At 72.6% G+C, this 13,541-nt stretch carries 10 protein-coding genes; 4 read left to right on the plus strand and 6 right to left on the minus strand.

Features of this window, described 5'->3' with window-relative positions; genetic code table 11:
- Positions 1–201 precede the first annotated feature (201 nt).
- From Drose_RS17780 to Drose_RS17790, 3 genes are all read left to right on the plus strand, one after another.
- Positions 202–2,070 (plus strand): hypothetical protein, encoded by a 1,869-nt coding sequence (locus tag Drose_RS17780; RefSeq protein ID WP_260729296.1) that lies wholly within the window; start codon positions 202–204, stop codon positions 2,068–2,070.
- 184 nt (positions 2,071–2,254) lie between these two features.
- The gene (locus Drose_RS17785; RefSeq protein ID WP_260729297.1) at positions 2,255–2,821 is read left to right on the plus strand and encodes a DinB family protein; all 567 of its coding nucleotides are present in this window, start codon (positions 2,255–2,257) and stop codon (positions 2,819–2,821) included.
- 62 nt (positions 2,822–2,883) lie between these two features.
- Positions 2,884–3,609: a hypothetical protein gene (locus Drose_RS17790; RefSeq protein WP_260729298.1), complete on the plus strand. Its 726-nt coding sequence runs from the start codon at positions 2,884–2,886 to the stop codon at positions 3,607–3,609.
- On the opposite strand, the gene Drose_RS38785 is transcribed toward Drose_RS17790, so the two are convergent.
- The gene (locus Drose_RS38785; RefSeq protein WP_313900028.1) at positions 3,594–4,478 is read right to left on the minus strand and encodes a nuclear transport factor 2 family protein; all 885 of its coding nucleotides are present in this window, start codon (positions 4,476–4,478) and stop codon (positions 3,594–3,596) included. The two genes, Drose_RS17790 and Drose_RS38785, sit on opposite strands and share 16 nt — an antisense overlap.
- Before the next feature lie 185 nt (positions 4,479–4,663).
- Here Drose_RS38785 and Drose_RS17805 point away from each other — a divergent pair, with 185 nt between their 5' ends.
- Complete coding sequence (locus Drose_RS17805; protein WP_260729299.1) at positions 4,664–5,491, plus strand: transglutaminase-like domain-containing protein; 828 nt, start codon at positions 4,664–4,666, stop codon at positions 5,489–5,491.
- Positions 5,492–5,522: 31 nt separating this feature from the next.
- Here Drose_RS17805 and Drose_RS17810 read toward each other — a convergent pair whose 3' ends face one another.
- Genes Drose_RS17810 through Drose_RS17830 form a run of 5 tightly spaced genes read right to left on the minus strand, consistent with a single transcriptional unit; the run spans position 5,523 to position 13,455 of the window.
- Positions 5,523–5,948, minus strand: coding sequence for an SRPBCC family protein (locus Drose_RS17810; RefSeq protein WP_260729300.1), 426 nt, complete (start codon positions 5,946–5,948; stop codon positions 5,523–5,525).
- A 49-nt stretch (positions 5,949–5,997) separates the two neighbouring features.
- A complete protein-coding gene (gene glgB, locus Drose_RS17815) occupies positions 5,998–8,106 on the minus strand; it encodes a 1,4-alpha-glucan branching protein GlgB (RefSeq protein ID WP_260729301.1) in 2,109 nt (702 codons plus the stop codon).
- A gap of 31 nt (positions 8,107–8,137) precedes the next feature.
- Positions 8,138–9,478 (minus strand): maltokinase N-terminal cap-like domain-containing protein, encoded by a 1,341-nt coding sequence (locus Drose_RS17820; protein ID WP_260729302.1) that lies wholly within the window; start codon positions 9,476–9,478, stop codon positions 8,138–8,140.
- 22 nt (positions 9,479–9,500) lie between these two features.
- Complete coding sequence (treS, locus tag Drose_RS17825) at positions 9,501–11,240, minus strand: maltose alpha-D-glucosyltransferase (protein ID WP_260729303.1); 1,740 nt, start codon at positions 11,238–11,240, stop codon at positions 9,501–9,503.
- A gap of 34 nt (positions 11,241–11,274) precedes the next feature.
- On the minus strand, positions 11,275–13,455 hold the full coding sequence (locus tag Drose_RS17830) for an alpha-1,4-glucan--maltose-1-phosphate maltosyltransferase (RefSeq protein ID WP_260729304.1): 2,181 nt from the start codon (positions 13,453–13,455) through the stop codon (positions 11,275–11,277).
- Positions 13,456–13,541 lie beyond the last annotated feature (86 nt).

Consider the following 13,541-nt stretch of genomic DNA (forward strand, 5'->3'; position numbering starts at 1 on the left):
CCGCCGAAACCGGCGGGGTGCGGCCGGCCCGCGTCCGCTCGACCCGGGTGACGGCCCCGACTCGGCCGGAGCCGGGTGAACGGGTGCTGGCGGCCGTGTCCCACAATGGTCCGGTCCAGGGCGGTGGTCGGCGCTGATCACGCTTGGATCATGTTCACCGGCGCCGCGAACCGCGCGGCGGCAGAAAGCGTCGGAGGCGGTGTGAGCGCAACGCTCGGCGGTGTCCCGGGGTCCGCCGATCCGTCGGTCGTGCCCGACGCCGGCATCCCCCGGCAAAGCTCCACTACCGCGGCCCCCACGCCCGCCGCGGCACCGGTCGTCGCGCCGGTCCACCGGCCTGACCGGCCGGCGCGGCAGCGGCTCACCACCGCCGGCCTGCTGCTGTCCGGGCTGGCCGTCATGGTCCTGGGCTACCTGCGGATGGCCCGCGCCAAACCGGTCAACGCCGACGCCGGCGCCAACGCGCTCCAGGCGTGGGACATGGTGCACGGCAACGTCCTGCTGCGCGGCTGGACGCTCAGCGACGTCTCGTTCTACACGACGGAGCTGGTGCAGTACGCGATCATCGAGTTCTTCTACGGGCTCGACCCGGACGTCGTGCACGTCGCCTCGACGAGCACGTACACGCTGCTGATCGTCTTCGCCGCCCTCGTCGCCAAGGGCGCGGCGACCGGTCGCGCCGGCTGGGCCCGCGCCGGCCTCGCCGTCGCCGCGCTGCTCGTCCCCGTGCCGGACAGCGGCTGGGCGATCGTCCTCTACGCGCCCAACCACACCGGCACCGCCGTGCCGCTGCTGGTGACCTGGCTGCTCGTCGACCGGCGCGCCGGCACGCCGCTGCGGCGCTGGTGGCCGGCCGGTGTCGCCGGCCTGCTCGCGATCGCCCAGGTCGGCGACCCGCTCGCGCTGTTCGTCGGCGCGCTGCCGCTCGCCGGGGTCAGCGCGCTGCGCCTGCTGCGCGACCGCACGTGGCGTGGCGCCGACGCCCACCTGCTCGTCGCCGCCGTCGGCTCGATCGCCGTCGCGCACGGCGTGCTCGCGCTGATCTGGCGGGCCGGCGGGTTCTCCGTGCACGCGCCGATCGCGCAGTTCAGCCCGCTCGGCGAGATTCCCGGGCACCTGCGGCTCGCGGCCCAGGCGATCGCGCTCAACTACGGCGCCTACTTCCCGCACTTCGGCGACGCGCCGGTCGCGCCGCTGGCGGTCGCCGCCGGGGTGGTCAGCCTCGGCCTGCTGATCCTGGCGGCGGCCGCGGTCGGGACCGTCACCGTCCGCGCCCTGCGGGGGCCGTGGAACCGGCCACCGGTCCGGGGCCGGGCGGGCGCGGCCGAGCGGGACCGCGTCGCCGAGCTCCTCGTCGCCGCGATCCTGGTCAACCTCGGCGCGTTCGTCGTCTCCACCCAGGCCGACGGCCTGCTCAGCGCCCGCCAGATCGTCGTCGTCCTGCCGTTCGGCGCCGCTCTGGCCGGCCGGGTCTGGGGTGACCGTCTGGCGGCGCTGGCCACCCGCCCGGTGACCGGCCCGGTGACCGGGCCCGCCGGGTCGCCGGCCCTGCCGCGGCTCGTCCTGGGCACCCTGGCCGGCGTGCTGGTCGCCGCGTTCGCCGTCCAGGCGGCGACCGCGACGCCCCAGCCGGCGGAGGGCAGCCCGGCCGCGGACTGGCTGGTCGCCAACGACCTGCGCTACGGCCTCGGCGGCTACTGGGCGGCGAACAGCATCACCCTCGCCACCCGCGGCGCCGTCCGGGTCGCGCCGGTGATCGGCCCGGACATCCGGTCGTTCCGCTGGGAGTCCAACGCCGACTGGTACGACGCGACCCGCCACGACGCCCGGTTCGTCGTCGTCGACCTCGACAACCCGGTCTACGGCACCGTGGAGGCGGTGGTCGACCGGTTCGGCCCGCCCGTCGAGCGGCAGGACCTCGACCGCTGGGTGGTGCTCGTCTACGACCGCAACCTGCTGGTCGACCTGCCCGCGCAGTGCGGCGGGCTCGCCGTCGCCACGCACACCCACTGCCCGCCGCTGAGACCGAGGATCCCGGGTGCGTCCCTGATCACCGGCCGGCCGGACTGAGCGGGCGGCTGCGGGACTTCATCAAGGCACAGCACCTTCTTCACCGCGACCGCGCCGCTGGCCGGCGGCCTGCCCGGCCTGCCGCTGCCATTACCACCCACCCCGGCTTCCTGAAGCCGGTCAGTACTTGTCCGCATCTTTCGCGATGATGGCCCTGACAACGTCGCGAGAGAAAGGTGTGGACATGCCGGGCAACGTTTCACCGGTCGGGGACGAGCGGGAGGGCCTCCTGGCCTTCCTGGAGCAGCAGCGGCAGGCCGTGCGCATCGCGGCCTTCGGGCTGACCGACGAGCAGGCCCGCACGGCGCCGGGCGCCAGTTCGCTGACCGTCGGCGGCCTGGTGAAGCACCTGGCGCAGATGGAGCGCAACTGGATCGGCATCATGCTGCGGCGCCCCGGCCCGGAGATCGACTACGTCGCCGGGTTCACGCTGCTGCCCGGGGAGACGCTCGCCGGGGTGGTCGCCGACTACGCGGCCGCGGGCCGGGAGACCGACGAGGCGGTGGCCGGCATCGCCGACCTGGGTGCGCCGGTGCCGGTGCCGAAGGGTGTGCCGTGGTTCCCCGACGACGTCGACGCCTGGTCGGTCCGCTGGGTGCTGCTGCACCTCATCGAGGAGACCGCCCGGCACGCCGGCCATGCCGACATCGTGCGCGAGTCGCTGGACGGCGCGACCGCGATGCCGCTGATGGCCGCCGTCGAGGGCTGGCCGGCGACCCCATGGTTGCGACCCTGGCAGCCGCCGGCCTGAGCGCCCGCCGTCCAGTACGCTGAGGTCTGACCGAAAACGATCAGGGTGACGGGGTGGGAGCCATGACCTCCGGACCGCGCCGTGCCGGTGTTGCCGTCGGCGTCACCGCGGCGGCGCTCGCCCTCGCCGGCACCGCCGCGGTCTGGGGCGGCACGCGCGACGGCGCGCTGTCCCTCGCCGCGCAGTCGGGGGTGCCGGCCCTGCCGCAGGCGGCGCCGGGCGCGGGCTCGGTGACCGGCTCGGGGTCGCCGTCCGCGTCGATGTCCCCGGTGCCGTCCGCGTCAACGTCCCCGTCGTCCCCGTCGTCCCCGTCGTCCCCGTCGTCCCCGGCGGCCTCGCCGGTGCTCACCGGCCTCGGCGCCGTCAACTGCGCCGAGGTGCCGATCCGGTCGGCCGGGCTCCTGCCCGCCGACCGGCCCGGCGAGCTCGTGCCGTTCGGCGCGGTCTCGATCACCCGGTGCGAGACGGCACTGCGCGGCACCGGCGCCACCGTCGCGCCGCCGCGGACGCTCACGACCGGGGTGGACAGCTTCGTCCGGCTCCTCAACGCCCTGCCGGCCGCGGCGCCCGCCCAGCCGTGCCTGCGCATCGCCCTGCCGACGCAGGTGAGCTTCGTCTTCGTCTTCGACCGCCGTCTCGCACGCCTGCCGCTCGTCGTCGCGGTCGACCGGAACTGTTCAGCGCTCGTCACCGTCGACAAGGCACGCTCGTACGCCTCCCTCGACCCGATGCCGGTCTTCGAGCGGCTCCTGGCCGTCCCGCCGAGCCAGGGTCAGTCCGGGACCTGAGCCGGATCCGCGTAGGCGGTCATCCGGACCACCTTGCCGCCGGCCACGGTGAACACGTCGACCACGGTGGCCTCGTGGACGCTGAGGTCCCGCAGGACGCCGTGGACGCGGTGGACCACGACGATCCGGTCGCCGCGGCGCGTCGCGGACGGCTCGGAGTGCAGCTCCAGCCAGCCGTCGTACGACGCCCGCAGGTAGCGGGCGACGGCGGCCGGGCCGACGTGGCGGCCCCCGTTCGGGAACTCGTCCGGCTCGATCCACTCGACGGCGGGATGCAGGTCACGGACGGCGCCCTCGATGTCGCCGGCGGCGAACGCGGCGTAGGCCCGCAGCACCAGCTCGACGTCCGGGTCCATGACCTCGACCGTGAAGCCGCCGGCCACGCTGGAGTGCGCCGGCGCCGGTCGTTCGGTGTTCGCCGGGCGGGAGAAGACCCGGCCCCGGCCCTGGAGGGCGGTGCGGGACGTGACCCGGCACGGCACCAGCCGCACCGGCGCCGGGGGCGTGGCGAAGCGTCCGGCGCCCCAGCGCACCCACAGCGCCACCCGGCCCGCCGCCGCCTCGGCCGCGAGCTTCTCCAGGGTGCGCCGCCGGTCGGAATGGTCGACCTCCACCACGACGGGCGGGCCGTCAGTGCGGGCACAGCCGACGTCGACGACGGAGCGCCGCGACTCGTACGGCGGCGGCAGCGGCACCACGCTGGCCGCGCGCCGGTAGACCCGCCAGCCCCGGGCCCGCCCCCAGCCGGCGACGGCGTCGAGGATCAGCTCGGTGACCTGGTCGGCGGTGCGGTCGGTGAACGTGAGCCGGTCGAGGTGCGCGGCGAGCGCACCGGCGAGCCCGTCGGCGTCCGTCTCGTCGGTGTTCATCGCCGCGAGCCTATCGACCGCCGGAGCGGTGGCCGGTGGCACGCCCGCGCGGGAGACGCACGCCGTGCTCGGCCGTGCCTTGTTCGACGTGGTCGAGCACGGCACGACCCCCGCGATCACAGCGCGTCAGACGTCGACCCCGTTCCGGGCGGTTGACGGCGGATAAATGTTGTTAGGTTCGATGGATGCAGCATCGGTACCGCGAGCAGACGCGCTTCAGTGACCCCGGCCGGTTCGGCGCACTGCTGGACGACCTGCCGGCCGACGTGCCGGCGTTGATGAGCATCATCCGCAACGTGCTCGTGCACTACGTGGCGGCCGGCATCACGTTCACCGGCTCGCGGCTCGCCGAGGTCGACTCGCGGTTCGCCGAGCGGCTCCTGGAGCTGGACCAGCGCCGGTTCCCGGCGCCGCTCGCCGAGCCGCGGCCGGAGCGGGACCGGGTCGTCGTCTGCTGCCGCGACTTCGCGCTGCTCACCGTCGCGGCGCTGCGCCACCGCGGCGTCCCGGCCCGGATCCGGGTCGGGTTCGCGCCGTATCTCGCCGAGGACTGGAACTACGACCACGCCGTCGCCGAATACTGGAACGGTTCGCGCTGGGTGCTCGCCGACGCCCAGCTCGACCCCGAGCGGTACCCGTTCGACACCGCCGACGTCCCGCAGTTCGTGACGGCGGCCCAGGCGTGGGACGCGCACCGGCGGGGACTGCTCGACGCCGACACCTACGGCGTGTCGCCGTTCCTGCCGTTCCGCGGTCACCAGTTCCTGCTCGACTCGGTGCTGCTGGAGGTCGCCCACCGCCAGCGCGACGAGCTGCTGCTGTGGGACCAGTGGGGCGCCATCACCGACCGGGTCGCCGACGAGCTGGCGGCGATGCTGCTGGCCGCGGACCGGGGCGACACCGCGGCGGAGCGGGCCCTCGCCGAGCGTTACGCGACCGACCCGGACCTGCGCTTCGACGGCCGGGTCCACTGCATGTCCCCGAGCGGCTTCGACGGCTGGGTGTCGGTCTGAGCTCGGGCCGCGGCCACCGCGCCCACCGCGGCTACCGGGACTCGGACGCCGCGCGCAGGCCCTCGGCCTCCAGGTGGACGTAGCGGCGGATCAGGCCGCCGTAGAGCAGGGTCGTCACGCGGGCCAGCGGGCCGGCGAACGACAGCGTCAGCTCGACCTCGCAGGTGCCGTCGTCGTGGTCGGTGATCCAGTGGCCGGCCACGTTGCGGATGCCGGGGGACCGGGACACCCACTCGAAGCCGGTGCCGCCGGCCTTCGTCACCGTCCACGTCGACGGCGGCAGCTTCGGCTGCCGCACGGTGACGATCTCGCCCACGGTCAGCGGGCCGGAGCCGTCGCGGTCCACGGTGGACACCGACGCGGTCCAGGTGGGCCAGGCCTCGACCGCCTGGACCACGTCGTTGACAACGGCGGCGGGGGCGGCGATTCGGACCGTTTCGCGGAAGTCGACCGGCATGCGGTCAGCCTACGGACCCGGCGCACGCCGCCCCGGCCCGGGTGGCGGGTCAGCCGAGCCTGAGCCAGAGCGCGCCCAGCGGCGGCACCCGCAGCTCGGCGGAGGCCGGCAGCCCGTTGCACGGCGCCGCCTCGGCCTCGACGGCGCCGAGGTTGCCCACGCCCGAGCCGCCGTAGACGTCGGCGTCGGTGTTGAGGATCTCGGTCCAGCGACCGGCGAACGGCAGGCCGAGGCGGTAGCCGTCGTGCGGGTGCGCCGCGAAGTTCACGACGACCGCGACCACCGACCCGTCGCCGCCCCACCGCAGGTACGAGAACACGTTGTTGCCCGAGTCCTCGTTGTTGATCCAGCGGAAGCCGTCGGGTGTGGTGTCCTGGTTCCACAGGGCGGGCGTGCGCCGGTACGTGCCGTTGAGGTCGCGGACGAGCCGCTGGAGGCCGGCGCGGAACGGGTCGTTGAGCAGGCCCCAGTTGAGGCCGCGCTCCTCGCTCCACTCCTCCTCGTCGCCTAGCTCGCAGCCCATGAACAGCAACTGCTTGCCCGGGAACGACCACATGTAGGCCAGCAGCGCGCGGGCGTTGGCGATCTTCTTCCACAGGTCGCCGGGCATCTTGCCGACGAGCGAGCCCTTGCCGTGCACGACCTCGTCATGGCTGATCGGCAGGACGTAGTTCTCGCTCCACGCGTAGACGGTCGCGAACGTCATCTGGTTGTGGTGGTACTGGCGGTAGATCGGATCCTTGCCGACGTACGTCAGCGTGTCGTGCATCCAGCCCATGTTCCACTTGAAGCCGAACCCGAGGCCGCCCTGCTCGGTGGGGCGGGTCACGCCCAGCCACGCCGTCGACTCCTCGGCGATCATCATGATGCCGGGGTGGTGCTTGTAGACCGTCGCGTTGGTCTCCTGCAGGAAGGAGATCGCGTCGAGGTTCTCCCGGCCGCCGTACTGGTTGGGGGCCCACTGGCCGTGCTCGCGGGAGTAGTCGAGGTACAGCATCGAGGCGACGGCGTCGACGCGCAGCGCGTCGGCGTGGAACTCCTCGCACCAGTACAGGGCGTTGGCGACGAGGAAGTTGCGGACCTCGCTGCGGCCGAAGTCGAAGATGAGCGTGCCCCAGTCCGGGTGCTCGCCGCGGCGCCAGTCGCCGTGCTCGTAGAGCGGCGTGCCGTCGAAGCGCGCGAGGGCCCACGAGTCCCGCGGGAAGTGGGCCGGCACCCAGTCCAGGATGACGCCGATGCCGGCCTGGTGGAGCCGGTCGACGAGATGGCGGAACTCGTCGGGCGAGCCGAACCGGGCCGTCGGCGCGTAGTAGCCGGTGACCTGGTAACCCCAGGAGCCGCCGAACGGATGCTCCATGACCGGCAGGAACTCGACGTGGGTGAAGCCGAGGTCGGTGACGTACTCGGTGAGCTGGTCGGCGAGCTCCACATAGGACAGTCCGGGTCGCCAGGACCCGAGATGCACCTCGTAGATGCTGACCGGCTCCTCGTAGGGGGTGCGCTCGGCCCGCCGGGTCAGCCAGTCCGCGTCCTTCCAGTCGTACGTGGACTGCGTCACCACCGACGCGGTCGAGGGCGGCGTCTCGGTCTGCCGGGCCAGCGGATCGGCCTTCTCCACCCATTCGTCGTCCGGGGTGAGGAGGCGGTACTTGTACCGCGCCCCGACCTGGACGCCCGGGACGTACAGCTCCCAGACCCCGCTGCCGCCGAGGGAGCGCATCGGCCAGCCGTCGTGCGGCCCCCACCCGGCGAAGTCGCCGACGACCCGGACCCCGCGGGCGTTCGGCGCCCACACCGCGAACGCGACACCGTCGGGGTTGGCCTGCGCGCCGAGCACGGTCCACAGCCGCTCGTGCCGGCCCTCGCGGATGAGGTGCAGATCGAGCTCGCCGATCGTCGGCAGGTGCCGGTACGGGTCGTCGGTGACCGTGCCGTCGGCGTCGATGCGGTAGTCGCCGACGGTGCCGGGGACCTCGGCCTCGAAGATCCCGTCCGCGTGCACCCGCGCCATCGGGTGCCGCTCGTCGCCGATCACCACCGCGACGTCGGAGGCGCCGCGGCGCAACGCCCGGATGACCGTCGTGCCGGCGCCGGGATGGGCGCCCAGGACGCCGTGGGGGTCATGGGCCCGGCCGGTGATCAGGTCGTCGAGATTCATGGGGTCGGTCACCTTGTCCGTAGGCGGTTCGTCAGCGTCCTGCACTCAGGTCCGAGCCGTTGACCATCCGCTCGATCGACTGCAGCGGGATGCGCAGCCAGCTCGGCCGGTGGCGGGACTCGTACGCGGTCTCGTAGACCGCCTTGTCCAGCTCGTACGCGCACAACAGGGCCTGGTCGTCGCGCGGGTCGTAACCGGCGGCGGCAGCATAGCCGTCGCAGAACGCGTCCCTGTTACGGTCGACCCACTGCCGGGCCCGCTCGGCCAGTTCCTCGTCGTCCTCCTGGCCGACGAGCAGGTGGTAGGCCGCGTACTCGTACGAGCGCAGCATGCCGGCGACGTCCCGCAGGACGGAGTCCGGCCGGCGGCGCTCCTCGACGGCGACACCCGGCTCGCCCTCGAAGTCGATGAGCAGCCACGACTCGGGGGTGCGCAGCACCTGGCCGAGATGCAGGTCGCCGTGGACGCGCTGGGTCCGCACCGGCCCGTCGCCGAAGGTGCGCAGCATGTCGCGGATGCCGGGCAGGAGCTGCGACAGCTCCGGGACGGTCGGCGCCGCGGCCTCCAGCCGGGCCAGCATCGCCTCGGTCGGCGGCGGGGCCGTCCGGGTGCCGAGCTCCTCGGCCAGGGTCCGGTGGACGTGCGCGACGGCCTCGCCGAGACGCATCGACTCGCCGGCGAAGTCGCCGCCGACCTCGTCGGGGTTGCGGTCGTGCTCGGCGAACAGGTCCCGGGCGCTCGCGGCCGCCATCGCCCAGCCCTCGGCGGAGTTCCGCGCGTATTCGGTCACCATCGCGAGGGTCATCGGCTCGCCGTCGTCGGTGCTGCTCTCGACCGCGCCGAGCAGCCGTGCCACGTTGGGGCAGCCGGCCCGGGCGAGGACCCGGTTGAGCTCCAGGTCCGGGTTGATCCCGGCGGCGACCCGGCGGAAGACCTTGAGGATCGCGGCGTTGTCGAACACGACGCTGGTGTTGCTCTGCTCGGCGCCGCCGATCCGCGCCGGCGCGTCGACGGGCAGCGCGACGCCGGGCTCGGGCACGAACCGCAGGCCGTCGACGACCGCGCCGGTGTCGATGAGGGCCAGCAGCCGCTGGGCGGAGTGCTCGTCGTACAGGGCGTCGGAGCCGGCCCGGTCGCCTTCCGAGCCGATGAACGCCGCCGCGGACAGTTCGGCGGCCACGTTGAGGTCCCAGCCGACGAAGACCTGGTAGCGCTCGGTGCCGCCGTCCGCGTAGCGGGCGTCGAGCAGGACGTGGTCGAGCCCGTCGGGCAGCGGCGTCACCGCGGCCGGCTCGACCCCGGCCAGGACGCGGTTGCGGCCGGCGTACCACCGCTGATGCGGCAGCCAGTCGGTGAACGGCAGTGACGTCATCGTCGGAATCTCCTAAGACTGCTCACTGGGGCTGCTCGGCGGGCTGGACGAGCTGGAACCAGTAGAAGCCGTGCCCGGGCAGCGTCAGCAGGTACGGCAACTGCCCGATGTTCGGGAACTGGACATGGCCGGTCAGCTCGATCGGGGTGTACCCGGCCCACTCTTGCAGGTTGAGCTCGATCGGCTGCGGGAAGCGCGAGAGGTTGTTCACGCACAGCACGACGTCGTCGCCGTGGATGCGCACGAACGCCAGGATCGACGGGTTGGAGCCGCCGAGCTCGCGGAACTGGCCGGCGGCGAAGGCCTCGTGCCGCCGGCGCACCGCGAGCATCGTGCGGGTCCAGTTGAGCACCGAGGTGGAGCTCTCCTTCTGCGCCTCCACGTTGACCGACTGGTACCCGTAGACGGGGTCCTGGATCACCGGCAGGTACAGCCGTCCGGGGTTGGATTGGGAGAAGCCGGCGTTGCGGTCCGGGGTCCACTGCATCGGGGTGCGCACGCCGTCGCGGTCACCGAGCCAGATGTTGTCGCCCATGCCGATCTCGTCGCCGTAGTACAGCACCGGCGAGCCGGGCAGCGCCAGCAGCAGCGCGGTGAACAGCTCGATCTGGTTGCGGTCGTTCTCCAGCAGCGGCGCGAGTCTGCGCCGGATGCCGACGTTGGCGCGCATCCGCGGGTCCTTGGCGTACTCCGCGTACATGTAGTCGCGCTCCTCGTCGGTGACCATCTCGAGGGTCAGCTCGTCGTGGTTGCGCAGGAAGATGCCCCACTGGCAGTTCGCCGGGATCGCCGGGGTGTGCGCGAGGATCTCCGAGATTGGGAAGCGGGACTCGCGGCGGACCGCCATGAAGATGCGCGGCATCAGCGGGAAGTGGAACGCCATGTGGCACTCGTCGCCGCCGGTCGCCGGGTCGCCGAAGTACTCCACCACGTCCGCCGGCCACTGGTTGGCCTCGGCGAGCAGGACCCGGCCCGGGTACTCGTCGTCGATGACCTTGCGGCAGCGGCGCAGGAACTCGTGGGTGTCCGGCAGGTTCTCGCAGTTGGTGCCCTCGGCCTCGAACAGGTAGGGCACCGCGTCGAGCCGGAAGCCGTCGATGCCGAGGTCGAGCCAGAACCGCAGCACGTCGATCATCTCGCGCTGGACCTCGGGGTTGGCGTAGTTGAGGTCCGGCTGGTGCGAGAAGAACCGGTGCCAGTAGAACTGCCGCCGCACCGGGTCGAAGGTCCAGTTGGACTCCTCGGTGTCGACGAAGATGATCCGGGCGTCGGCGTAGCGGGTGTCGGTGTCGCTCCAGACGTAGTAGTCGCCGTAGGGCCCGTCGGGGTCGCGGCGGGACTCCTGGAACCACAGGTGCGAGTCGGAGGTGTGGTTCATGACCAGGTCGGTGATGACCCGGATGCCGCGCTTGTGGGCCGCGTCGAGCAGGGCGACGAAGTCGTCGACCGTGCCGAACTCGGGCAGCACCTTGTAGAAGTCGCGGATGTCGTAGCCGCCGTCCCGCAGCGGCGAGTCGTAGAACGGCGGCAGCCAGAGGCAGTCGACGCCGAGCCACTGCAGATAGTCGAGCTGGCTGATGAGGCCCTTGAGATCGCCCGAGCCGTCGGCGTTGGAGTCGGCGAAGGCTCGGACGAGGACCTCGTAGAACACCGCTCGCTGGAACCAGGTGGTGTCGGCGGGCAGCACCCGCGCCTGACCGAAGTCGCTGGCCGACGGGTGCTCGACCATGCCGTCCGCGACGTGGGTGCCTTCGTCCGTCATCTTGGTACCTACCTTGCTGCTGTCGCCGGTGCTGTCAGCGGTGGCGGTGCACCGTGAACACATGGGCCGGCTCGTACAGGGGATCGAGCCGGACCGCGTTGTGCTGTCCCCAGTCGAAGGTCGCGCCGGTGATCTCATCTCGCACCGTGAACCGCTCGTGCCAGTCGAAACCCAGCGCGGGCATGTCCAACGTCGTGTTACCCCACTGCACGTCGTGCGAATCCAGCGACACCACCACGAGGACGGTGTTGTCGCTGTCCGGGTCGCGCTTGGAGAAGCAGAGCAACCGCTCGTTGTCGATGCCGTGGAAGACGGTGTTGCGCAGCCAGTGCAGCGCCGGGTTGGCCTTGCGGACCGCGTTGAGGCGGCGCAGGTACGGCGCCAGGGACTCGCCGTCGTGCTCCTTGCCGATCCAGTCGCGGGGCCGCAACTGGTATTTCTCGTTGTCGAGGTACTCCTCGGAACCCGCCCGGGCCACGTGCTCGAACAGTTCGTAGCCGGCGTACATGCCCCACGACGGGCTGAGCAGGCTCGCCAGCACCGCGCGGGTCTTGAACATCGGTGGCCCGCCGTGCTGCAGGTGCTCGGGCAGGATGTCCGGCGTGTTCGGCCAGAAGTTGGGCCGCATGTGGTCGGCGGCGGCGATGAGCTCCCGCACGTACTCGCGCAGCTCCCACGCCTGCACGCGCCACGTGAAGTACGTGTACGACTGGCTGAAGCCGATCTTGCCCAGGCCGTGCATCATGGCCGGCTTGGTGAACGCCTCGGCCAGGAACAGCACGTCGGGGTCGACCGCCTTGACCTCGTCGATGAGCCAGTGCCAGAACCCCACGGGCTTGGTGTGGGGGTTGTCCACCCGGAAGATCTTCACGCCCTGCGCGACCCAGTGCAGCACGACCCGCAGGATCTCGGCCCGGATGCCCTCCGGGTCGTTGTCGAAGTTCAGGGGATAGATGTCCTGGTACTTCTTGGGCGGGTTCTCGGCGTAGGCGATGCTCCCGTCGGCCCGCGTGGTGAACCACTCGGGGTGCTCGGTGACCCACGGATGGTCCGGCGCGCACTGCAGCGCGAGGTCCAAGGCGATCTCGACACCCGCGTCGCGGGCGGCGTCGACGAACGCCCGGAAGTCGTCGAGCGTGCCGAGATCGGGGTGGATCGCGTCGTGGCCGCCCTCCGCCGCGCCGATCGCCCACGGCGAACCGACGTCCCGCGGCCTGGCGACCAGCGTGTTGTTCGGCCCCTTGCGGTTGACCCGGCCGATCGGGTGGATCGGCGGCAGGTACACCACGTCGAAGCCCATGTCGGCGACCTGCCGCAGCCGCGGGACGGCGGTGCGGAACGTGCCGTGCGTGACGGGCAGGTCGGCATCGTCGACGACCGCGCCCTCGGAGCGCGGGAAGAACTCGTACCACGCGGAGAACAGCGCCCGCTGCCGGTCGCACCAGATCGGCAGCGGCTCCGACCGGGTCACGTGCTGGCGCAGCGGGTGCCGCCACAGCACGTCGGCCAGCCCGAGGGCGGGGGAGACCCGGGCGAACAACGGGATGCCGGTGTCGGCGAGCGCCAGGGCCGCGCCGGTGACCCGGTCCCGCTCCCGCTCGGGCACGCCCTTGGCGGCGTCGTGCAGCAGCGCCGAACCCTCGGCCAGGTCGTTGGCGAGGTCCTCCAGACCCTGCCCGGCGGCGATCTTCTTCGAGACCGCGTCGTGCCAGGTGAGGTACGGGTCGCTGAACGCCTCGACGGCGAACGTCCACCTGCCGACCGCGTCCGGGCGCACCTCGCCGAACCAGCGGTCGGTGCCCGGCGCGCCCGGCCGCATGCGGGCGAACGGCCCCTCCCGCCCGTCCGGTCCGATGAGGACGACGTTGCAGCCCATCATCGCGTGGCCCTCGCGATAGGAGACGGCGGAGACCGGGACCCGCTCGCCGACGACGGCCTTGGCCGGGAACCGCCCGCCCTCGATCGACGGCGTGACCTGCTCGATCGGGAACCGCTGGCCGAGCCCGAGCTCGTCCCAGGGCCAGCCGGCGGCGGACCCGGCGGCACCGGCCGCCGCGTCCGCGGGCCGGGTGGACGCCCGGAAACTGGCGGCGGGCGACTCGGCCGTCTCCACGGTGTCCTGCGTGGCGAGGGCGACTTCGGTGTCGGTGGGTTTCGTCGTGGCGATCTCCGTCTTGAGGGCTTCGGGCGGGTGCTGCTCCGCGGGGTTACCCATGATCCTCACCGTATCGAATCCGCGCCGAGTTGGCAGGGTTGTCAGGTGTTGTCCGGTATCGCGGCCGGTTTCGCGGCCGGTTTCGC

Source organism: Dactylosporangium roseum (genome assembly GCF_025264685.1).
Taxonomy (GTDB): Bacteria; Actinomycetota; Actinomycetes; order Mycobacteriales; family Micromonosporaceae; genus Dactylosporangium; species Dactylosporangium roseum.